Below are 21,631 nucleotides of genomic sequence, written 5' to 3' on the forward strand. Positions count from 1 at the left end.
TTCAGCGGTTTCTCAACATACTCAAAACTTCGTGCACGTCGCTGCGGTCCAGCGCGGGCTCTACCTGGTCAAGTGGCCTGCGCGCCAAATGCAGGTCCAGCAAATCGTTGTCACTCAGCTCCATTAGATCGCTCAAGGCTTTCCCTTGGCTGACGGTCAGGCTGCTGGCGTATTTCTGGAAAAACTGGTCGATATAGAGATCGTTCTCCAGCAGACCACGGCGGCAGCGCCAGCGCAGTTTGCTCAAGGCGCGCTCGTCGAGCAACTCCGCGCCAGCGGCCGGAGCCGCAGGCGGGGTCGAGTAGGAAAGTGGTTGCACCGATAAGCCTTAGACGGCGCGGCGGACCATCAGTTCCTTGATCTTGCCAATCGCCTTGGTAGGGTTCAAGCCCTTGGGGCATACGTCCACGCAGTTCATGATGGTGTGGCAGCGGAACAGGCGGTACGGGTCTTCCAGGTTGTCCAGGCGGGCGGCGGTGCTGTCATCGCGGCTATCGGCGATGAAGCGGTAGGCCTGCAGCAGGCCGGCGGGGCCGACGAACTTGTCCGGGTTCCACCAGAAGCTGGGGCAGCTGGTCGAGCAGCTGGCGCACAAGATGCACTCGTACAGGCCGTTCAGCTCTTCGCGTTCTTCTGGGCTTTGCAGGCGCTCGCGTTCGGGCGCCAGGCTTTCATTCACCAGGTAGGGCTTGATCGAGTTGTACTGCTTGAAGAAGTCGGTCATGTCCACGATCAGGTCGCGGATGACGGGCAGGCCAGGCAGCGGCTTCAGCACGATGGTGCCCGGCAGCGTCAGCATATTGGTCAGGCATGCCAGACCGTTCTTGCCGTTGATGTTCATCGCGTCGGAGCCACACACGCCTTCACGGCAGGAGCGGCGGAACGACAGCGTGGGGTCTTGTTGCTTCAGCTTGATCAGTGCATCCAGCAGCATGCGCTCGTGGCCGTCGAGTTCGATCTCGATGGTCTGCATGTAGGGCTTGGCATCGGTGTCCGGGTCGTAGCGGTAGATTTGGAATGTACGTTTTGTCATTTTTCTATCCTTAGAAGGTACGGACCTTGGGTGGCACGCTGTCCACGGTCAGAGGCTTGAGGTTCACCGGCTTGTAGTCCAGGCGGCTGCCTTCGCTGTACCACAGGGTGTGCTTCATCCATTCCTTGTCGTTGCGTCCGAGTGGGAATTCGGCGTGGTCGGCCGGGTGCTCGTAGTCGTACACCGTATGGGCGCCACGGCACTCGCGGCGGGCCGCAGCGGACACGATGGTCGCTTGCGCGACTTCGATCAGGTTGTCCACTTCCAGTGCTTCGATACGTGCCGTGTTGAAGATTTTGGACTTGTCTTTCAGTGTGATGCTGGCGACTTGCTTGCGGATTTCGGCAATCTTGGCCACACCTTCGTCCATGCTGGCCTGGGTGCGGAATACACCGGCGTGCAGCTGCATGGCGGCGCGGATATTGCCCGCCACGTCTTGCGAGTAGGTGCCGTCGGTCGAGGCTTCCAGCTGGTTCAGGCGTTCCAGGGTGCGGTCGGCCGCGTTTTCTGGCAGGGGCTTGTGCTCCTTGCTGTTCTTGGCGAATTCCACAATGTGGCGGCCGGCGGCCTTGCCGAAGACCAGCAGATCCAGCAGCGAGTTAGTGCCCAGGCGGTTAGCGCCGTGCACGCTGACGCAGGCGCATTCACCCACGGCGTATAGGCCATTGACCACCGAGTTGTTGATGCCGTCTTTTTGTTCCACGACCTGGCCGTGGATGTTGGTTGGGACGCCACCCATTTGGTAGTGGATGGTGGGCACCACGGGGATTGGCTCCTTGGTGATGTCCACGTTGGCGAAGTTGACGCCGATTTCGTACACCGAAGGCAGGCGCTTGTGGATGGTGTCTGCACCCAGGTGGTCCAGCTTGAGCAGGATGTAGTCCTTGTTCGGACCACAGCCACGGCCTTCCTTGATTTCCTGGTCCATGCAGCGCGACACGAAGTCGCGTGGAGCCAAGTCCTTCAGTGTGGGCGCGTAGCGCTCCATGAAACGCTCGCCGTTGCTGTTGAGCAGAATCGCGCCTTCGCCACGGCAGCCTTCGGTCAGCAGCACGCCTGCACCGGCCACGCCGGTGGGGTGAAACTGCCAGAACTCCATGTCTTGCAGGGCGATGCCGGCACGTGCCGCCATGCCCAGGCCGTCACCGGTGTTGATGAAGGCGTTGGTAGAGGCGCCGAAGATGCGGCCTGCACCGCCGGTGGCCAGCAGCACGGTCTTGGCTTGCAGGATGTGCAGGTCGCCGGTTTCCATTTCCAGGGCGGTCACGCCGACCACGTCGCCAGCGGCATCGCGGATGATGTCCAGGGCCATCCATTCGACGAAGAAGTTGGTCTTGGCCTTGACGTTTTGCTGGTACAGCGTGTGCAGCATGGCGTGGCCGGTACGGTCGGCTGCCGCGCAGGCGCGTTGCACCGGCTTTTCACCGTAGTTGGCGGTATGGCCGCCGAACGGGCGTTGGTAGATGGTGCCGTCTGGGTTGCGGTCAAACGGCATGCCGAAGTGTTCCAGCTCATACACCACCTTGGGTGCTTCGCGGCACATGAACTCGATCGCATCTTGGTCGCCGAGCCAGTCGGAACCCTTGATGGTGTCGTAGAAGTGGTAGTGCCAGTTGTCTTCCGACATATTGCCCAGCGAGGCGCTGACGCCGCCTTGGGCTGCCACAGTGTGGCTGCGGGTCGGGAAGACTTTGGACAGCGAGGCCACGTTCAGGCCGGCCTTGGACAATTCAAGGGCTGCGCGCATACCGGAACCGCCGGCACCGACGATCACGACATCAAATTTGCGCTTGGAAATGTGGGCTTTGGTGTAGGTCATTTTATTTCTGCGTGGGGCAAACGGGTATCAAAGACGCCATAGGATTTGGATGGCCCAGCCAGCGCAGCCGACCAGCCAAACGATCGTGAATACTTGCAGTAGCAGTCGCAGCCAGACCTGGGATGTCACATAGTCCATCCAGACGTCACGCATGCCGACCCACACGTGGTAGAGCAGGGCGATGATGACCGAAAAGGTGACAAATTTCATCCATTGCGCAGCGAAGATGCCCGCCCACAGGTCGTAGCCGATGGGGCCTTTGGCGATCAGTAATTGGGCCAGCACAGCGACTGTGAAGAGGGCCATGATGCCTGCGGTGACGCGTTGCGCCAGCCAATCGCGCAAGCCGTAGTGGGCGCCACTGACAACGCGTTTTGATCCGTATTTAACCGACATGGTGGAGTGCTCCGGGGTGAATTAATACAGGCCGAACAGCTTGGCTGCCAGCACGACGGTCAGGCCCAGGCTGATGGCGAGGGTGAACTTCGCGGACTTGGCGCCGAACTCCTTGGTTACGGCGTCATGGTGGGTATCCATCCAGAGGTGGCGCAGACCTGCCGTGAAATGGTGCAGGTAGGCCCAGATCAGCGCCAGTGCCACCAGTTTGAAGATGAAACCCGGCACGAATCCTGCTCCGATGTTGAACACGGCTTTGAATTTGGCAAACGAGATTTCGCTGGAAACCGAGGTGTCAAACATCCAGATGATGAATGGCATCAACAGGAACATGATGACGCCGCTCACGCGGTGCAATATGGATACCCAGGCTGCCGGCGCCATGCGATAGGTCGGCAGGTCCGTGAGGGCATTGATGTTGCGAAATTCAGGTCGTTTGGTTTTCAGGGGGGAGGCAAGCTCGGACATAAATGCGCTTTCGTGGGTGTAACAGGCTGTAATTATTCGAACAAGTGCAACCTAAAATTCTATTGCAATGCAGCATAAGAACCTGTGCTGCATCGGAATAGGCTTCAACTTGCTTCAACTTAATTCATTGCGGTAGTGGTGTGATTCCGTGTTGTAGAGGCCGCGCCGTAACTCCATGGGAACATCGTTATAGGTGTAAGCAACCCGCTCCACGCAAAGCAAGGGGGCGGTTGGTCCCACTTTGAGCAGGCGCGCCTGGTCGACCTCCGGGTTGACTGCGCGTATCTTTTCCTCGGCCCGCACCATGCGCACGCCGAATTCGGTTTCAAACAATGCGTACATCGGGCCACGGTAGCCGGCCAGGCGCTCCATGGTCAAGCCTTTGAACGGTACACCCGGCAACCACAAGTCGTCCAGGATAGTCGGTATAAATTCCCCATTGCGCTTGAAGGACAACATGCGACGCACGTGCAGTACCGCGTCGCCGCTGCGCAGGCCCAGTGCTTTGGCCACGTCGGCGGAGGCGCGCTGGCGTTTGCAGTCGATGATGTCGCGCTGTGCCGGGCCTTCGCTCTGGATGTCGCCCTGGTCGGGCATTAGCTTCAAGAAGCGGTACTGAACGTGCTGCTCGGCATGGGTGGCGACAAAAGTGCCCTTGCCCTGGCGGCGCACCAGCAGGTTGTCGGCAGCCAGTTCGTCGATGGCCTTGCGCACCGTGCCTTGGCTGACCCGATAGCGTGCCGCCAATTCCATTTCGCTGGGAATGGCTTCACCCGGTTTCCACTCGCCGGCCTGCAGACTTTGCAGAATGAGCCCTTTGATCTGCTGGTAGAGCGGGCTGAATGCCGGTGTCAGCGTGGGCGCAATGCTGGCGTTGGCGTCACTGACCGCCGGAGCTTGATCGACGGCGGTGGCGGGTGTGTGGGTCATTGGCAAACTGGGGTCGTGTGAGCAAATGCGTGGGGATGAAACAATCCGAATCATATCTTATATAAGACATAAGACAAATTGACGTTTGCGGGTTTTCGAGAGTAAACTCCGTGGCTGTTTGTGTCGCACCCGGCGACTGGCATGGGTGTGCGGTCCAACCTCGTTTTTCAACACTTCCTGGAGTCTTCCCCATGAGCAAAAAGCCTGTTCGCGTTGCCGTCACCGGTGCCGCCGGTCAAATCGGTTACGCCATTCTGTTCCGCATCGCCTCCGGCGAAATGCTGGGTAAAGACCAGCCTGTGGTGTTGAGTCTGCTGGAAGTGCCTGTAGAGAAGGCCCAGCAAGCGCTGCAAGGCGTGATCATGGAATTGCAGGACTGCGCATTCCCCTTGCTCGTGGGTATCGAAGCGCATAGCGACCCGCTGGCTGCGTTCAAGGATGTGGACTACGCATTGCTGATCGGTTCGCGCCCCCGTGGCCCAGGCATGGAACGTGCCGAGTTGCTGGCCGTGAACGCCGAAATCTTTACCGCTCAAGGCAAGGCCCTGAATGCAGTGGCCAGCCGTAATGTGAAGGTGCTGGTGGTCGGCAACCCTGCCAACACCAATGCCTATATCGCCATGAAGAGCGCGCCAGACCTGCCACGTAAGAACTTCACCGCCATGCTGCGCCTGGATCACAACCGTGCACTCAGCCAGATCGCCGCCAAGACCGGCAAGGCCGTGGCCGACATTGAAAAGCTCACCGTTTGGGGCAACCATTCGCCCACGATGTACGCCGACTACCGTTTCGCCACCATCAACGGCGAAAGCGTCAAGACCATGATCAACGACGAAGTCTGGAACAAGGACGCCTTCTTGCCGACCGTGGGCAAGCGTGGTGCAGCCATCATCGCCGCCCGTGGCGTGTCTTCCGCTGCTTCGGCAGCGAACGCCGCTATCGACCACATGCGCGACTGGGCTTTGGGCACCAACGGCAAGTGGGTCACCATGGGCATCCCATCGGACGGCCAGTACGGCATCCCCAAGGACACCATGTTCGGCTTCGCCGTGACCTGCGAAGGCGGTGAATACAAGCTGGTCGAAGGCCTGGAAGTTGACGCGTTCTCGCAAGAGCGCATCAACATCACGCTGAAAGAGCTGCAAGACGAGCAAGCCGGCGTCGCCCACCTGCTCTAAGCCAGCATGCTGCATCCGCGTCAAGTTCTGCTGGGTGCCCAGGCTGCGGGGGCTTGCCTCCCGGTCTGTGATCACTACAGCGGCGTTGAAGCGCGGATGCGCAAAAGCCTGCAACTGCAGGCCGAAATGACGGAGGAGTTCGGTGCCTGCGTTTTCGACGTGACGCTGGACTGCGAAGATGGTGCGCCCGCTGGTGGCGAGGCCGATCATGCTGCCATGGTGGCCGAGATTGCTTTGGCTGCACCGGCCTCTGCCCGTGTGGCGGTGCGGGTGCATGCGGTGGACCATGCGTCGTTTGCCCAGGACATAGCCCTGATTGCCGGCCAGGCCGGCCACCGCTTGTGCCATGTGATGGTGCCCAAGATCGAATCTGTGCACGATATCGATGCGGTTGAAAAGGCACTCCAGCGCACATCCGCTGTGCATGTGCCGCTACAAGTTTTGATTGAATCTCCTGCGGCGGTGCAGCGTGCCTTCGTGATTGCAGCGCACCCGCGGGTGCAGTCCCTGAGCTTTGGTCTGATGGATTTCGTGTCCAGCCATGGTGGTGCCATCCCTGCTGACGCGATGGGCGTAGAGGGGCAATTCACCCACCCACTGGTGGTGCGGGCCAAGCTGGAAATTGCGTCTGCCTGCCATGCGTATGGCAAAGTGCCGTCCCACTGCGTGGTGACCGAATTCAATGACACCCTTGCTTTGCAGGCAGCAGCCCGGCGCGCGGCGCAGACCCTGGGTTTCGCCCGGATGTGGAGCATCCATCCGGGCCAGATTCGCCCTATCCTGGAGGCGTTTTCGCCACTGGAGTCTGAAGTGGACAAGGCCGCACGCATCATCGATGCGGCCGTGCGCGCCGAATGGGCACCTATTTCATTTGCCGGGCAACTGCATGACCGAGCAAGCTACCGATATTTTTGGCAGGTGCTAGAACGCGCCCATCAAACCGGTCGTCACCTGCCTTCTGAAATGGCCGGATATTTCCAGCCATTCCACTCTCCTGTCCATCCTGTTCAACTGGAAAATGTATGAAATTAGTTGTGTCTGCAGCCGCGTGCCTGCTATCCGTAAGTCTGGCTTGGGCGCAGGATGTACCCAAATCCACCAAGGCAGTACCCAAGCCCACTAGCAGCCGCCAGCAACTCAAGTCCGCAGCCAAGAACGTTGCGGCCGGTATTGAGGCTGCTGAAGCTGCCCTGACCCCTGCGGAAATGGCAATCGCCGAGCGTGTGCAAGTGGGGTCTGTGCCCTGCGAGTTGGGTACGGTGGTGCATCTGGTGGCCGATACCAAATACCCAGGCTATTTCAACGTACAGGTCAAGTCGCTGAAGTACCGCATGTTCCCGGTGGAAACCAGCACCGGTGCGATCCGCCTGGAAGATAAAAAAGCGGGTGCCGTGTGGCTGCAGCTGGCCAATAAGTCCATGCTGATGAACCAGAAATTAGGCCAGCGCCTGGCCGATGAGTGCATGAGCCCCGAGCAGGTGGCTGTGGCCGAAGCCTTGAAGAAGCTGCCTGCCCAAAGCATGTTTACGCCAGTGGCACCAGTGGCACCCGTAGAGACTGCCACCAAATAATTCAATATTTTTAGTTTCGTCCCACGATTTTTGAACCAGGAGAAAACCATGTTGCAAGCCTATGCCGCCCATGTCGCTGAGCGCGCCGCCCTCGGCATTCCCCCGCTCCCCCTGTCTGCCAAGCAGACCGGCGAGCTGATCGAGCTGCTGAAGAATCCGCCTGCAGGCGAAGAAGCCAACCTGCTGAATCTGATCACCCACCGCATTCCGGCTGGTGTGGACGATGCCGCCAAGGTCAAGGCCAGCTACCTGGCCGCTGTGGCCCACGGCACCGAAAAATGCCCCCTGATCTCGCGTGAAAAAGCCACCGAACTGCTGGGCACCATGCTGGGCGGCTACAACATCAGCCCGATGATCGACCTGCTGGACGACTCCGCTGCCAGCGTGGCCTCTGCTGCTGCCGATGGTTTGAAGAAAACCCTGCTGATGTTCGACCAGTTCCATGACGTGCAGGAAAAGGCCGAAAAGGGCAATACCTACGCCAAGGCCGTGCTGCAAAGCTGGGCCGATGCCGAATGGTTCACCAGTCGCCCCGAAGTGCCCAAGAGCATCACCGTCAGCATCTTCAAGGTGGCCGGCGAAATCAACACCGACGACCTGTCGCCCGCACCCGACGCCTGGAGCCGCCCCGACATTCCGCTGCACGCCCTGGCGATGCACAAGAATGCCCGCCCCGGCATCACCCCGGAAGAAGACGGCAAGCGCGGCCCCGTGAAGTTCCTGGAAGACCTGCGCGCCAAGGGCAACCTGGTGGCCTATGTGGGCGACGTGGTCGGCACCGGCTCCAGCCGCAAGTCGGCGACCAACTCGGTGCTGTGGTTCACCGGCGAAGACATTCCCTTCGTGCCGAACAAGCGTTTCGGTGGCGTGTGCCTGGGCGCCAAGATCGCTCCGATTTTCTACAACACCATGGAAGACTCGGGCGCGCTGCCGATCGAACTCGACGTGAGCCAGATGGCCATGGGCGATGTGGTCGAACTGCTGCCCTACGACGGCAAGGCGCTGAAAGACGGCAAGGTGATTGCCGAGTTCAAGCTCAAGAGCGATGTGCTGTTTGACGAAGTGCGCGCCGGCGGCCGTATTCCGCTGATCATCGGCCGCGGCCTGACCGCCAAGGCGCGTGAAGCCCTGGGTCTGCCCGTCAGCACCCTGTTCCGTCTGCCGCAAAACCCGGCCGACACCAAGAAGGGTTTCACCCTGGCCCAGAAGATGGTGGGCCGCGCCTGCGGTCTGCCGGCTGGCCAAGGCGTGCGTCCTGGCACCTACTGCGAACCCAAGATGACCTCGGTCGGCTCGCAAGACACCACCGGCCCCATGACCCGCGACGAGCTGAAAGACCTGGCCTGCCTGGGCTTCAGTGCTGACCTGGTGATGCAATCGTTCTGCCACACCGCCGCTTACCCCAAGCCGGTTGACGTGAAGATGCACCACGAGTTGCCTGACTTCATGAGCACCCGTGGCGGCGTGCCACTGCGTCCCGGTGACGGCATCATCCACAGCTGGTTGAACCGCATGCTGCTGCCCGATACCGTCGGCACCGGCGGTGACAGCCACACCCGTTTCCCTATCGGCATCAGCTTCCCTGCTGGCTCCGGTCTGGTGGCGTTTGGCGCCGCTACGGGCGTGATGCCTCTGGACATGCCTGAGAGCGTGCTGGTGCGTTTCAAAGGCGAAATGCAGCCTGGCATCACCCTGCGTGATCTGGTGAATGCAATTCCTCTGTACGCCATCAAGGCCGGTCTGCTGACCGTGGCCAAGCAAGGCAAGAAGAACATCTTCTCCGGTCGCATTCTGGAAATCGAAGGCCTGCCCAATCTGAAGGTCGAGCAAGCGTTTGAGTTGAGCGATGCATCTGCCGAGCGTTCCGCCGGCGGCTGCACCGTGCACCTGAATAAAGAGCCGATCATCGAGTACATCAACAGCAACATCACCATGCTGAAGTGGATGATTGCCACCGGTTATTCCGACGTGCGCACCATCAACCGCCGCATCAAGGCGATGGAAGCCTGGCTGGCCAACCCCGAGCTGATGCACGGCGACGCCGATGCCGAATACGCTGCAGTGATCGAGATCGACCTGGCCGACATCCACGAACCTATCGTGGCCTGCCCGAACGACCCGGACGACGTGAAGACCCTGGCCGAAGTCGAAGGCAACCCGATTGACGAAGTGTTCATCGGCTCCTGCATGACCAACATCGGTCACTTCCGCGCAGCCTCCAAGCTGCTGGAAAACAAGCGCGATATTCCCGTCAAGCTGTGGATGGCACCGCCCACCAAGATGGATGCGAAGCAGTTGTCCGAAGAAGGCCACTACGGCGTGCTCGGTTCCGCTGGCGCGCGTATGGAAATGCCGGGTTGCAGCTTGTGCATGGGTAACCAAGCGCAGGTGAAAGAGGGCGCAACCGTGTTCTCCACCTCCACCCGCAACTTCCCGAACCGCCTGGGCAAGAACAGCAATGTGTACCTGGGTTCTGCCGAATTGGCAGCCATCTGCTCCAAGCTGGGTCGCATTCCCACCAAGGCCGAGTACATGGCAGACATGGGCGTGCTGAACAAAGACAGCAGCAAGATCTACCAGTACCTGAACTTCGACCAAGTGAAGGACTACACCGATCTGGCAGACACCGTGAAAGACACCGCCGCCGCGTAAGCGCCTGGAAGGCGAGGGCTGGTGACGGCTCTCGGATACAGATCGACAGGGCCTGCAGCTACTATTTATGTAGCTTCGGGCCCTTTTTCTATCTGCGCTAAAAGTGCAGTAAAACGTCCATCCATCCGCTTTAGTCTTCGGCGCTGGATACCTGCGTCAGCCTCCATCCCAGTGCCGTGTAGGCCAATATCCCGTCCTCGTCTGGTGGACATTTTTCTGGCGTATAACCAAATCGCACTGTCAACGGGCAGTCAATTATTACGTTGTTGAATCACTACTGAAAAACGGATGGACACCATGGCACACACCTTCTTTTCCCTGCGCGCATCTGTGATCGCTTGCACCGTTGCCGCCCTGGCTTTGGGCGGCTGCGCGAACATGAGCGAGACCCAAAAAGGCACAGGCATAGGCGCGGGCATTGGCGCCGTCGCCGGTGCGCTGATCGGCGGCAACAAGACTGGTGCCGCAGTGGGCGGCGCAGTGGGCGCCTTGGGCGGCTATGTCTGGTCCAAGCACATGCAGGACAAAAAGGCCGCTATGGAGCAGGCCACTGCCGGTACCGGCGTGGCGGTGACGCAAACCGCAGACAACCAGCTCAAGCTGAACATCCCCAGCGACATCTCCTTTGACACCGGCCGTGCCGATATCAAGCCGAATCTGCGCCCTATCTTGGACCAGTTCGCTAGTGGCTTGCAGAACCAACCTAACACCGAGGTGCGCATAATCGGCCACACCGACAGCACCGGCTCGGACGCGATCAACAACCCCTTGTCCCTGCACCGCGCTGAAAGCGCCCGTAACTATCTGGCCGAGCGCGGCGTGGATAGCCGCCGTGTGACGGTGGAAGGCCGTGGTGAGCGTGAGCCGGTCGCCGACAACACCAGCGATGCTGGTCGCGCCCGCAACCGCCGTGTCGAAATCTTCCTGGCTGAACGCGCGCAGTAATTTCTGCCCATAAAAAAGGCCCGTGGAACTTTCCGTTCCACGGGCCTTTTTACGTCTGCTGTGTCAGTCCGACTTGGTGACCAGGTCGAAGTGTTCCACAACCGGGGGGCTGGCGAAAAATGGCCCGACGATGGCGCGCCACTCGGCGAATGCGGGGGTTTCGCGGAAGCCTACGTTGTGCGCTTCTACCGATGTCCAGAAGATTTGAAGCACGTAGCGCTCGGGGCTTTCAATGCCCTTGTTGACCTTGTAGCCCTTGCAGCCTGGGTTCTTACTGATGACGGTCTGCAGGCCGCGTGTGATGGCTTCGTCGAAAGCGGCTTGCTCGCCGGGGCGGATCCGGATGTCGGCTATTTCTAAAATCATGTTTGTTACTCTATAAATTTACAAGACTTCGCTTGCGAAGTCGGCTAGGCGGGAACGCTCGCCGCGCGCCAGCATGATGTGGCCGCTGTGCGGCCAGCCCTTGAACTTGTCTACCGCAAACGTCAGGCCTGATGAGCCTTCGGTCAGGTAGGGCGTGTCGATCTGCTGCAGGTTACCCATGCAGACGATCTTGGTGCCGGGGCCTGCGCGGGTGATCAGGGTCTTCATTTGCTTAGGCGTCAGGTTCTGCGCCTCGTCGATGATCACGTACTTGTTCAAGAAGGTGCGGCCGCGCATGAAGTTCATGCTCTTGATCTTGATGCGCGAACGGATCAGCTCGTTGGTCGCCGAGCGGCCCCACTCGCCAGCGCTGGTTTCGGTCTTGGCCAGCACTTCCAGGTTGTCGTCCAGCGCGCCCATCCAGGGGCCCATTTTTTCTTCTTCGGTGCCGGGCAGGAAGCCAATGTCTTCACCGACGCTGACCGTGGCCCGCGTCATGATGATCTCTGTGTAGCGGCGCTCGTCCAGCACCTGGGTCAGGCCGGCAGCCAAGGCCATCAAGGTCTTGCCGGTGCCGGCATTGCCGGTCAGGGTGACGAAGTCCACCTCGGGGTCGAGCAGCAGGTTCATCGCGAAGTTCTGTTCGCGGTTGCGCGTGGTCACACCCCAGACCGCATGCTTCAGGTGGTTGTAGTCCTTGAGTGTTTTCAGTACGGCGGTCTTGGCGCGGATTTCGGTCACGCGCGCATACAGGCTGGGTTCGCCGGGGGCTTCAAAGTAGACGAACTGGTTGACCATCATCTCGGGCACGATGGGGCCGGAAATACGGTAGAAAGTGTGCAAGCCTTGCTGCCAGCTTTCCACGGTTTTGCCCGTCTTGCTCCAGAAGTCCGCCGGCAGGGCCAGCGCGCCGGAGTAGAGGAATTCGCCGTCTTCCAGCGCCTTGTCGTTCTGGTAGTCCTCGGCGGCCAGGCCCAAGGCGCGGGCCTTGACGCGCATGTTGATGTCCTTGGACACCAGTACGACTTCGCGGCCTGGGTGTAGTGGGCGTAATGCTTCGACGACGCCCAGGATCTGGTTGTCAGCCTTGCCCTGGGGTAGGCTGGAGGGCAGGGTGTAGTCCAGCGTCTGGGTCTGGAAGAACAGCTTGCCGCCGGCTTCTGGGTGACCGGTGGCATCTAGCTTCAGCCCGATACCGATGTCGCCGCCATTGCTGCCGGCCAGGGCATCCAGCGAGCGGCTGGTCTGGCGTGCGTTGCGGGCGACTTCAGTCATGCCTTTCTTGTTGCTGTCCAGTTCTTCCAGCACGATCATGGGAAGGAAGATGTCGTGTTCTTCGAAGCGGAACAGGCACATGGGGTCGTGCATCAGCACATTCGTGTCCAGCACGAACAGTTTGGCCGGGCCGGTGTTCTTTGGGGCTTTGCGCTTGGCTGCTGGTTCTTGCAACAGGGCTACGCCGCGGTTGCGTGCGGGCGCTGCGCGGTCTGCCGCCGGTGCGGGTTTGCCGGGTTCGGCCACGGGACTTGTTTTGTCGCGCTGGGTTGGCAGGCGTTGTTCCACCGGTTCTGCCGCCACGTTGCGGGCCTGGGGCTTCTCTTCTACGGGACTGGCATTTGCGCTGGCTTTAGGTGCCCGGCTGGTCCCCGATTTTTTGACGGGCTTTGCAACCACGTCATAGGCTTCGCGGGCCAAGGTGGCAGCGCGCTTGGTGGGGGCGGGAGGCAATGGCATAGGGCGTGGGGCTCGCTAAAAAGAAGGATCAAAAAGCGAAAAAGCCGCCAGGAGGCCCGGGCGGCTTTTGAGGGGGAGCTCGTTCGAATTCACCAAAAACATGAATTCATTATGCATGAGCTGCGTGGCATTTTGGTGCCGTGCAGCAATACCACGGTCAAACGGCTTTTTTCAGGTCCTTGACGGCTTGCAGCACGTCGTCCACATGGCCCGGTACTTTCAGGCCGCGCCATTCGTTCTTCAGCACGCCATCGGCGCCGATCAGGAAGGTGCTGCGCTCGATGCCCTTGACCTTTTTGCCGTACATGATCTTGTTCTTGACCACGCCAAACATATGGCACATTTTTTCTTCGGTGTCGGCGATCAGTTCAAACGGCAGTTCAAGTTTGGTTTTGAACTCGTCGTGCGACTTCATGTTGTCGCGCGAAACGCCAAACACCGTGGCGCCAGCCTTTACAAATTCTTTATGCTTGTCGCGGAACTGCATGGCCTCCGTAGTGCACCCAGGGGTGTTATCTTTGGGGTAGAAGTACAGTACAACAACTTTACCGAGATGGGTGGTGTTGGAGACCTTAACGCCACCCGTGGCGTTGGCTTCAAATTCGGGGATGGGTTTATTGACAACGATCGCCATAGTGCTTGGGGTCTCTTGTGACTGGATGTGGTCGTTGAAAGCTGAAAGTGGCTTGGAAAGATGCGATCACATGCTTGACCAAGATACTGCGGCTGACCAATCTGCTGTGAAGGCTACTCCTCAGCTGCAACCTTCGATTTTACCCTGAAAACCCGGGGGCTCAGGCTGGAGGCTCAAGTAACAAAGCTGCTACAACATGGCGGCCTTCCTGGGCCAGGATGTTGTAGGTGCGGCATGCGGCCTGTGTATCCATGGTTTCCAGGCCGATGCGGCGGGCCATCAGCTCCTTCATCCAGACCGGTTTGGGAAAGCGAATGCGGCTGCCGCTGCCGAAGATCACCAGTTCGGGCTGCAGTGCGGCGAGTTGCGCGAAGTGCTCTTCCGTCAGGTCCTCAAAGCGTGCGCAATTCCATACCAGGCGCTCGCCGTGCGAGCCCAGCACTACGCTGTGCTCCACTTTGTCGGTGTTGATGCCCACCCAGCCAGGTCCGTAGCCGGTGATGGATTGAACGTCGAATTTATCGGGTTGGATCTTCATGGGGCAGTGCGCCTGGGTTGGATGTGGCCCGGCCCTGGAATGGGGCGGCAAATGTGGTCCAATTATAGGTTTCCATCCTTGCCGGCCGCCCGGGAGCAGGCGGCCTGCGTATTTGCCCATTTTGCGCCCATTAGGCCACCATGAAGACCATCCAAAAATCGACCAAGCTGGCCAATGTGCTGTACGACATTCGTGGGCCGATCATGGACGCAGCCCGCCAGATGGAGGACGAAGGCCAAAAGATCATCAAGCTCAACATTGGCAATCTGGCGGTTTTTGGCTTCGACGCGCCGGAAGAAATCCAGCAGGACATGATCCGCAACCTGCCCAATTCGGCGGGCTACTCGGACAGCAAGGGCATCTTTGGTGCGCGCAAGGCGGTCATGCACTACACCCAGCAGCAAGGCATTGCGGGTGTGACGCTGGACGACATCTACCTGGGCAATGGTGCCAGTGAACTCATCACTATGGCGACCAACACTTTGCTGGACAACGGCGATGAGCTGCTGCTGCCCATGCCCGACTACCCGCTGTGGACGGCGGCCACCAGCCTGTCTGGCGGAACACCGGTGCACTACCTGTGCGACGAGTCCAACAACTGGATGCCCAACCTGGACGACATCCGCGCGAAGATCACGCCGCGCACCAAGGGCATCGTGGTGATCAACCCCAACAACCCCACGGGCGTGGTGTACACCGATGCGCTGTTGCTGGAGATCGTCGCCATCGCCCGCGAGCACGGCCTGGTGATCCTGGCAGACGAGGTCTACGACAAGGTGCTGTACGACGGCGTCAAGCACACGGCGATGGGCAGCTTGTCGACCGACGTGTTCACGCTGACCTTCAATTCGCTGTCCAAAAGCTACCGGTCCTGCGGCTACCGCGCGGGCTGGATGGTGGTGTCGGGTAACAAGAAGGCGGCTACCGATTACATCGAGGGCCTGAACATGCTCTCGAACATGAAGCTGTGCTCCAACGTGCCTGGCCAGTGGGCCATCCAGACTGCTTTGGGCGGCTACCAGAGCATCAACGATCTGGTTTGCGAAGGCGGCCGCCTGCGCCGTCAGCGCGACTTGGCGTACGAGCTGATTACGGCTATTCCGGGCGTTAGCTGCGTCAAGCCACAAGCGGCGCTGTACATGTTTCCCCGGTTGGACCCGGCGGTCTACCCGATCGCCGACGACCGCCAATTTTTCCTGGAACTGCTGCGCGAAACCCGCGTCATGCTGGTGCAGGGCACCGGCTTCAACTGGCAGCAACCGGACCACTTCCGCATCGTTTTCCTGCCCCACGAAGACGACTTGCGCGAAGCGATTGGCCGCGTTGCTAAATTTCTTGAAAGCTATCGTAAACGTAGCGCCTAGCGCACGTACTACCTGCGCTATCGGCACTTTTTACTTAAATATTTGATATGAAACCCATCCAAGTAGGCATCCTCGGCATCGGCACCGTTGGCAGCGGCGTGTTCAACGTTTTGCAGCGCAACCAGGAAGAAATTACCCGCCGCGCCGGCCGTGGCATTGAAGTCACCATGGTGTCGCGCCGCAATGTGGCCGAGGCCCAAGCCCTGGTGGGCGACAAGGCCCAGGTGGTGGCCGATGCGCGCGCCATCATCGCCAACCCCGAGATCGACATCGTGGTCGAACTGATCGGCGGATACACCCTGGCCAAGGAGCTGGTGCTGGAAGCGATTGCCGCCGGCAAGCACGTGGTCACCGCCAACAAGGCCTTGCTGGCTGTGCACGGCACCGAGATTTTTGCCGCTGCCCACGCCAAGGGCGTGATGGTGGCATTTGAAGCCGCCGTTGCCGGTGGCATCCCCATCATCAAGGCGTTGCGCGAAGGCCTGACGGCCAACAGCATCCAGTGGGTAGCCGGCATCATCAACGGCACCACCAACTTCATCCTCAGCGAAATGCGCGACAAGGGCCTGGACTTTGCCGTGGTGCTCAAAGAAGCCCAGCGCCTGGGCTATGCCGAGGCCGACCCCACCTTCGACATCGAAGGCGTGGACGCCGCGCACAAGCTCACCCTGATGTCGGCCATTGCCTTCGGCATTCCGGTGCAGTTCGACAAGGCCTACATCGAAGGCATCACCCAACTGGGCGCACAAGACATCAAGTACGCCGAACAACTGGGTTACCGCATCAAGCTGCTGGGCATCACCAAGCGCACCGCTGCGGGTGTGGAGCTGCGCGTTCACCCCAGCCTGGTGCCTTCCAAGCGCCTGATTGCGAATGTGGAAGGCGCGATGAACGCCGTGGTGGTGCAGGGCGATGCCGTCGGCACCACGCTGTACTACGGCAAGGGCGCGGGCAGCGAGCCCACCGCCAGCGCGGTGATCGCTGACCTGGTGGACATCACCCGCCTGCACACCGCCGACCCTACGAACCGCGTGCCGCACCTGGCCTTCCAACCCGATGCCATGAGCGATCTGAAGGTGCTGCCCATGGGCGACGTGGTCACCAGCTACTACCTGCGCCTGCGCGTGGCCGACCAGGCCGGCGTGCTGGCCACCGTCACCGGTTTGCTCGCATCGGCCGACATCAGCATCGACGCGGTGCTGCAACGTGAGGCCGATGAAATCGGCGGCGAAGGCGCCAACCAAACCGACGTGATCATCCTGACCCACGACTGCACCGAGTCGCGCATGAACGCCGCCCTGGCGCAGATGCAGGCGTTGCCGACGGTGCTCGCGCCCATCACCCGCATCCGCAAAGAAGAGCTAGCCTAAAACCATTGCCTTGACGTTGAAGGACACCATGCACTACCTCTCCACCCGTGGCGACGCCACCCCGCGCAAGTTCTGTGAAATCCTGCTCGAAGGCCTGGCGCCCGATGGTGGCCTGTACCTGCCGGTGCAGTACCCGCAGGTGGATGACGCCACGTTGACGCGCTGGCGCAAGGTTTACCACGAGCAAGGCTACGCCGAGCTGGCGTTCGAGATTTTGTCGCTGTACATCGACGACATTCCGGCCGACGACCTGCGTGCTCTGTGCCGCAAGACCTATACCGCCCAGGTGTTCGGCACCGGCGAGATCGTGCCCCTGCGCCATGTGGAGAACCCTTCGACAGGCTCGGGACAGGCTCCCGTGTTTATCCAGGCCCTGTCCAACGGCCCGACGCTGGCCTTCAAGGACATGGCCATGCAGCTGCTGGGCAATTTGTTCGAGTACGAGCTGGCCCGGCGCGGTGAAGATCTGAACATCTTCGGCGCCACCAGCGGTGACACCGGCAGCGCGGCCGAATACGCCATGCGCGGCAAGAAGGGCGTGCGCGTCTTCATGACCTCGCCGGCCGGCCGCATGAGCCCGTTCCAGCAAGCGCAGATGTTCAGCCTGATGGACGAAAACATCATCAACATCGCCATTGAAGGCGTGTTCGACGACTGCCAGGACATCGTGAAAGCCGTGTCCAACGACCTGGACTTCAAGCGCAAGTACAAGATCGGCACCGTCAACAGCATCAACTGGGCACGCTTGCTGGCCCAGGTGGTGTACTACTTTGCTGGCTACATCCAGGCCACCGAGACCAACGACCAGAAGGTCAGTTTCACCGTGCCCTCGGGCAACTTTGGCAACGTCTGCGCCGGCCATGTGGCACGCATGATGGGCCTGCCGGTGGCTAAGCTGGTGGTGGCCACCAACGAGAACGATGTTCTGGACGAGTTCTTCCGCACCGGCGTGTACCGTGTGCGCGGCAGTGCCGATACGCACGAGACCTCCAGCCCGTCGATGGACATCTCCAAGGCCTCCAACTTCGAGCGCTTTGTGTACGACCTGGTGGGCCGCGATGGCGCGCGCACCAAGGACCTGTTCAGCACCCAGCTGTCCGCCAAGGGCTATTTCGACCTGAGCGCCGACCCGGCCTTCAAGGATGCGGCTGCGCGCTACGGCTTCGTCAGCGGCAAGAGCACGCATGCCGACCGCCTGGCCACCATCCGCGATACCGACGCTCGCCACGGCATGGTGATCGACACGCATACCGCCGATGGCCTGAAGGTGGCGCTGGAGCATCTGCAGTCCGGTATTCCCATGGTGGTGCTGGAGACGGCGCTGCCTATCAAGTTTGCCGCCACCATCGTCGAAGCCCTGGGCCGCGAACCCGAGCGCCCCGCGCAGTTCGAAGGCATCGAAGCCCTGCCCAAGCGCGTGTTGACCATGCCAGCCGACGTGGCGCTGGTCAAAGCCCTCATTGAGAAGACTTGTAGCTAACATGGGACACCCCCAGGCTTGCCCGCTGCGCTTGGCCTCCAACCCCCTTGCAGGGGGCAACACCAGTGGCCCGGCAAAGCCGGTTCCACGGTGTTTCTGGCCTCCGCGTCGCGCCACAACGTGAAGGCCGTCGTCTTCGCGGGCTTTTCCGGGTCGGGTAAAACCACCCTGGTGGAGCAGCTGATTCCGCGTCTCAAGCAGCAGGGCCTGCGGGTGTCCGTGGCCAAGCATGCGCACCACAAATTTGACATAGACCACCCGGGCAAGGACAGCTGGCGACACCGCCAGGCCGGTGCCTTTGAGGTGGTGGTAGCGTCTGACCGGCGGCTGGCCCTGGTGCGCGAATTCGAGCAACCTGAAGAACTTTCGGTCCACGCGCTGATCGCCGAGCTCAGCCCCAGCGTGGACTGGGTGCTGGTCGAAGGCTTCAAGTCCAGCAATTTGCCCAAGATCGAAGTCTGGCGCGCCGCCGCACAGCAGCCGGTGCAGTACCCGGCGGACCCGCACATCGTGGCGATTGCCACCGACGTGGCCGCCGACGCATTGCCCGTGCCCAGCCCGCACCCCGTGCTGGACCTGAACAACCCCGACGCTGTAGTCGCCTGGCTGCTGCAGCACGCCCACCTGTTTGTCTACAAGGCTCCGACATGAACCGACCCCGCGCCCCCTTGATGCCGCTGGACGATGCCCTGGCCCAGTTGCTGGCCCAGGCGCAGCCCCTGGTCGAGGTGGAGCAGGTGTCCACCTTCGATGCCGACAGCCGCGTGTTGGCGCAAGACCTGGTGTCGGCGCTGCAGGTGCCCGCGCACGACAACAGCGCCATGGACGGCTACGCCCTGCGCTGTGCGGACCTGGCGCGTCCGGCAAAGGGGGCCAGCTTGCCAGTTTCCCAGCGCATAGCCGCCGGCAGTCCGGCGCTGGCCTTGCAGGCAGGTACGGCGGCGCGCATCTTTACCGGTGCGCCCATTCCCTGTGGTGCCGACGCGGTGGTGATGCAGGAAGACTGCGAAGTCCAGCCCGACCAAAGCATCCGCGTGCTGCGCCCACCCCAGCCCGGCCAGTGGCTGCGCCGTGCCGGTGAGGACGTGGCCAAGGGTGCCGTGGTGCTATCGAAAGGTGAGCGCCTTACGCCCGCATCTATTGCGCTAGCGGCCAGTATCGGCATGGACCAGCTGCCGGTGGCGCGGCGCCCACGGGTGGCCTTGTTTTCTACCGGCGACGAGCTGGTCATGCCCGGTGAGGTGGCGCCCCAGAACATGCGGCCCGGCGCCATTTACAACTCGAACCGTTTCTTTTTGCGGGCCCTGCTGCAGCGCCTGGGCTGCGTGGTGACCGACTACGGCATCGTGCCCGACCAGCGCGCCGCCACCGAGCATGCGCTGCGCGATGCCAGCCAGGCGCACGACCTGATCCTGACCAGCGGCGGCGTGTCGGTGGGCGAGGAAGACCATGTGAAGCCCGCCGTGCAGGCCCTGGGCCAGCTGAATCTGTGGCAGATCGCCATCAAACCCGGCAAACCCTTTGCCTATGGCCGGGTGGGTGCTGCCCACTTCATCGGCCTGCCGGGCAACCCGGTGTCCAGCTACATCACCTTCCTGGTGCTGGTGCGCCCGTTCTTGCTTAGCTTGCAGGGTGCCACCCAATTGGTGCCGCAGGCCATGGCGCTGCCCGCGCATTTCAACTGGCCCCGCGCCGACCAGCGCCGCGAATTTTTACGCGTGCGGCGCAACGCGGCCGGCGGCCTAGACCTGTTCGCCAACCAAAGCTCGGGCGTGCTGACCTCCGCTGCCTGGGGCGACGGCGTGGTGGACAACCCACCGGGCCAGACCATTGCCCATGGCGACATGGTGCGCTTTATCTCTCTGGCGGAGCTGCAGGCATGAAGCTCACCGTGCTGTACTTCGCCTCCATCCGCGAAGCCCTGGGCCAGGGCCGGGAAGAGGTCATTACCGACTCTCCTACCGTGCAGGCGTTACGTGACGAGTTGGTGGCACGCGGCGGTGCTTACGCCAGCAGCCTGGCATCGGGGCGCGCCGTGCGGGCCGCGCTGAACCAGGTGATGGTGGATGGGCAGGCGGTGTTGGTGGAGGGGGCGGAGGTGGCGTTTTTTCCGCCGGTTACTGGTGGGTAGGTTGGCGGCAGGCCGCTCCCCCAAACAGTGGCTTTGTCAGAGTCACTCGTCACCGGGTTGGACCTCGCTTCGGGAACTATGGTCATTGGCTGTATGCAAAGTTCATTTGCTGGCGGACGCACCTGTTACCTTGACGGGTGCGGGTTGCGCTCTGGAGATTTGAGGCTCTGATTTTCCTTGTTTTGATGGTTCGGGCGTCTGGACACTACTCGTTTTAAATGTAGCGAAGGCCCCTAGACCTGCACCGGCCAAGGTGCCAACTACGCCGATGATTGCAGCAAACCGCATCGCTTTGTTGGTTGCATCGGCCAGTCTGGAATCCAACTTGAATTGCTCATGCAGCTGCCTAAGAGACAGTCGTCGCTGCCACTCTTTTTCCGCAAGAATGTGCTTAGCTGTTCCTTGCTTCCATCCGGCATGCCATTCTGCAAGCTGAGGATCGCTCATTTTTTCTAGCTCTGAGCGGCTGATGCCTTGGAATCCCTCGTCGAATTCTTCGTTTTCTTTTGCGTCTTTGCTCATGGGTTACTCATTGTTGTATGGCGACAAAAGGGCTGAGCGAAGCTTGGTGCTTTAGTTTGTCTCAGGCGCAGAGCATGTTTTACCTCATGCCTTCTTCACAAACTCCGACTTCAATTGCATCGCACCCACGCCGTCGATCTTGCAGTCGATGTCGTGGTCGCCTTCGATGATGCGGATGCTTTTGACCTTGGTGCCCACTTTGATGACGAGGGACGAGCCTTTGACCTTCAGGTCTTTGACCAGGGTGACGGCATCGCCATCGGCCAGCACGTTGCCATGCGCGTCGCGGACGATGCGTTGTTTCTCGGTGCTGTCTTCTACCGAATTCTGTGGCCACTCGTACGCGCATTCAGGGCACATGAACAGAATGCCGTCTTCGTAGGTGAAGGCGGAACCGCATTGGGGGCAGGGGGGCAGATTACTCATGGGGCGTGGGTGCTTAGTGTTTAGGTGAAGTAATGGCGTGGGCCGGCGTCAGGCGCGCGGCTGTTACAAGCCCA

23 protein-coding genes are annotated in these 21,631 nt (G+C 60.8%); 11 read left to right on the forward strand and 12 right to left on the reverse strand.

The features are described from left to right. Window position 1 precedes the first annotated feature (1 nt). The 6 genes from AC4BBN_RS13550 to AC4BBN_RS13575 form a co-directional block, all read right to left on the reverse strand. Window positions 2-319 carry an FAD assembly factor SdhE gene (locus AC4BBN_RS13550; RefSeq protein ID WP_490592491.1) on the reverse strand — a complete coding sequence of 106 codons (318 nt, stop codon included), beginning with the start codon at window positions 317-319 and terminating at the stop codon, window positions 2-4. Between the two features lie 9 nt (window positions 320-328). Further along, a complete protein-coding gene (locus AC4BBN_RS13555; protein ID WP_490592492.1) occupies window positions 329-1,033 on the reverse strand; it encodes a succinate dehydrogenase iron-sulfur subunit in 705 nt (234 codons plus the stop codon). Between the two features lie 10 nt (window positions 1,034-1,043). Next, on the reverse strand, window positions 1,044-2,852 hold the full coding sequence (gene sdhA, locus AC4BBN_RS13560; RefSeq protein WP_490592493.1) for a succinate dehydrogenase flavoprotein subunit: 1,809 nt from the start codon (window positions 2,850-2,852) through the stop codon (window positions 1,044-1,046). A 27-nt stretch (window positions 2,853-2,879) separates the two neighbouring features. After that, the gene (sdhD, locus tag AC4BBN_RS13565; RefSeq protein ID WP_490592494.1) at window positions 2,880-3,248 is read right to left on the reverse strand and encodes a succinate dehydrogenase, hydrophobic membrane anchor protein; all 369 of its coding nucleotides are present in this window, start codon (window positions 3,246-3,248) and stop codon (window positions 2,880-2,882) included. Between the two features lie 21 nt (window positions 3,249-3,269). Continuing rightward, the gene (gene sdhC, locus AC4BBN_RS13570; protein ID WP_490592495.1) at window positions 3,270-3,716 is read right to left on the reverse strand and encodes a succinate dehydrogenase, cytochrome b556 subunit; all 447 of its coding nucleotides are present in this window, start codon (window positions 3,714-3,716) and stop codon (window positions 3,270-3,272) included. Between the two features lie 114 nt (window positions 3,717-3,830). Continuing rightward, complete coding sequence (locus tag AC4BBN_RS13575; protein ID WP_490592496.1) at window positions 3,831-4,646, reverse strand: GntR family transcriptional regulator; 816 nt, start codon at window positions 4,644-4,646, stop codon at window positions 3,831-3,833. A 191-nt stretch (window positions 4,647-4,837) separates the two neighbouring features. On the opposite strand from AC4BBN_RS13575, the gene AC4BBN_RS13580 reads away from it, so the two are divergent. The 5 genes from AC4BBN_RS13580 to AC4BBN_RS13600 all read left to right on the forward strand — a co-directional run bounded on the left by AC4BBN_RS13580 (window position 4,838) and on the right by AC4BBN_RS13600 (window position 10,992). Then, complete coding sequence (locus tag AC4BBN_RS13580) at window positions 4,838-5,824, forward strand: malate dehydrogenase (protein ID WP_490592497.1); 987 nt, start codon at window positions 4,838-4,840, stop codon at window positions 5,822-5,824. 6 nt (window positions 5,825-5,830) lie between these two features. Beyond that, a complete protein-coding gene (locus AC4BBN_RS13585; protein ID WP_490592498.1) occupies window positions 5,831-6,850 on the forward strand; it encodes an HpcH/HpaI aldolase/citrate lyase family protein in 1,020 nt (339 codons plus the stop codon). Beyond that, entirely contained in the window at window positions 6,847-7,395 is a 549-nt protein-coding gene (locus tag AC4BBN_RS13590) for a hypothetical protein (protein ID WP_490592499.1), read from the forward strand. The genes AC4BBN_RS13585 and AC4BBN_RS13590 overlap by 4 nt, the downstream gene beginning before the upstream one ends. Before the next feature lie 48 nt (window positions 7,396-7,443). Then, complete coding sequence (gene acnB, locus AC4BBN_RS13595; protein ID WP_490592500.1) at window positions 7,444-10,047, forward strand: bifunctional aconitate hydratase 2/2-methylisocitrate dehydratase; 2,604 nt, start codon at window positions 7,444-7,446, stop codon at window positions 10,045-10,047. Between the two features lie 297 nt (window positions 10,048-10,344). Then, the gene (locus AC4BBN_RS13600) at window positions 10,345-10,992 is read left to right on the forward strand and encodes a YiaD family glycine zipper/OmpA-like lipoprotein (RefSeq protein WP_490592501.1); all 648 of its coding nucleotides are present in this window, start codon (window positions 10,345-10,347) and stop codon (window positions 10,990-10,992) included. A 63-nt stretch (window positions 10,993-11,055) separates the two neighbouring features. Here AC4BBN_RS13600 and AC4BBN_RS13605 read toward each other — a convergent pair whose 3' ends face one another. The 4 genes from AC4BBN_RS13605 to AC4BBN_RS13620 form a co-directional block, all read right to left on the reverse strand. Beyond that, window positions 11,056-11,358, reverse strand: a complete 303-nt coding sequence (locus AC4BBN_RS13605) for an antibiotic biosynthesis monooxygenase family protein (protein ID WP_490592502.1) — start codon at window positions 11,356-11,358, stop codon at window positions 11,056-11,058. Window positions 11,359-11,376: 18 nt separating this feature from the next. After that, the gene (locus tag AC4BBN_RS13610) at window positions 11,377-13,092 is read right to left on the reverse strand and encodes a PhoH family protein (RefSeq protein WP_490592503.1); all 1,716 of its coding nucleotides are present in this window, start codon (window positions 13,090-13,092) and stop codon (window positions 11,377-11,379) included. Between the two features lie 157 nt (window positions 13,093-13,249). Further along, window positions 13,250-13,726 carry a peroxiredoxin gene (locus AC4BBN_RS13615; RefSeq protein WP_490592504.1) on the reverse strand — a complete coding sequence of 159 codons (477 nt, stop codon included), beginning with the start codon at window positions 13,724-13,726 and terminating at the stop codon, window positions 13,250-13,252. A gap of 160 nt (window positions 13,727-13,886) precedes the next feature. After that, window positions 13,887-14,264 carry an Mth938-like domain-containing protein gene (locus AC4BBN_RS13620; protein ID WP_490592505.1) on the reverse strand — a complete coding sequence of 126 codons (378 nt, stop codon included), beginning with the start codon at window positions 14,262-14,264 and terminating at the stop codon, window positions 13,887-13,889. A gap of 140 nt (window positions 14,265-14,404) precedes the next feature. Between AC4BBN_RS13620 and AC4BBN_RS13625 the strand changes: the two genes are divergently transcribed. The 6 genes from AC4BBN_RS13625 to moaD all read left to right on the forward strand — a co-directional run bounded on the left by AC4BBN_RS13625 (window position 14,405) and on the right by moaD (window position 20,609). Further along, window positions 14,405-15,628 (forward strand): pyridoxal phosphate-dependent aminotransferase, encoded by a 1,224-nt coding sequence (locus AC4BBN_RS13625; RefSeq protein WP_490592506.1) that lies wholly within the window; start codon window positions 14,405-14,407, stop codon window positions 15,626-15,628. Window positions 15,629-15,675: 47 nt separating this feature from the next. Further along, window positions 15,676-16,998 carry a homoserine dehydrogenase gene (locus tag AC4BBN_RS13630; RefSeq protein WP_490592507.1) on the forward strand — a complete coding sequence of 441 codons (1,323 nt, stop codon included), beginning with the start codon at window positions 15,676-15,678 and terminating at the stop codon, window positions 16,996-16,998. A gap of 28 nt (window positions 16,999-17,026) precedes the next feature. Continuing rightward, a complete protein-coding gene (gene thrC, locus AC4BBN_RS13635; protein ID WP_490592508.1) occupies window positions 17,027-18,478 on the forward strand; it encodes a threonine synthase in 1,452 nt (483 codons plus the stop codon). 120 nt (window positions 18,479-18,598) lie between these two features. After that, complete coding sequence (gene mobB / locus AC4BBN_RS13640) at window positions 18,599-19,129, forward strand: molybdopterin-guanine dinucleotide biosynthesis protein B (protein ID WP_490592877.1); 531 nt, start codon at window positions 18,599-18,601, stop codon at window positions 19,127-19,129. After that, the gene (locus tag AC4BBN_RS13645; RefSeq protein WP_490592509.1) at window positions 19,126-20,361 is read left to right on the forward strand and encodes a molybdopterin molybdotransferase MoeA; all 1,236 of its coding nucleotides are present in this window, start codon (window positions 19,126-19,128) and stop codon (window positions 20,359-20,361) included. The genes mobB and AC4BBN_RS13645 overlap by 4 nt, the downstream gene beginning before the upstream one ends. Beyond that, on the forward strand, window positions 20,358-20,609 hold the full coding sequence (gene moaD / locus AC4BBN_RS13650; protein ID WP_490592510.1) for a molybdopterin converting factor subunit 1: 252 nt from the start codon (window positions 20,358-20,360) through the stop codon (window positions 20,607-20,609). The genes AC4BBN_RS13645 and moaD overlap by 4 nt, the downstream gene beginning before the upstream one ends. 102 nt (window positions 20,610-20,711) lie before the next feature. On the opposite strand, the gene AC4BBN_RS13655 is transcribed toward moaD, so the two are convergent. Both AC4BBN_RS13655 and AC4BBN_RS13660 read right to left on the reverse strand, forming a co-directional pair. Further along, window positions 20,712-21,131, reverse strand: a complete 420-nt coding sequence (locus AC4BBN_RS13655; RefSeq protein ID WP_490592511.1) for a hypothetical protein — start codon at window positions 21,129-21,131, stop codon at window positions 20,712-20,714. Window positions 21,132-21,215: 84 nt separating this feature from the next. Next, window positions 21,216-21,557 (reverse strand): zinc ribbon domain-containing protein YjdM, encoded by a 342-nt coding sequence (locus AC4BBN_RS13660; protein ID WP_490592512.1) that lies wholly within the window; start codon window positions 21,555-21,557, stop codon window positions 21,216-21,218. Window positions 21,558-21,631: the final 74 nt, after the last annotated feature.

The organism is Rhodoferax sp. SPJ21 (assembly GCF_058216335.1).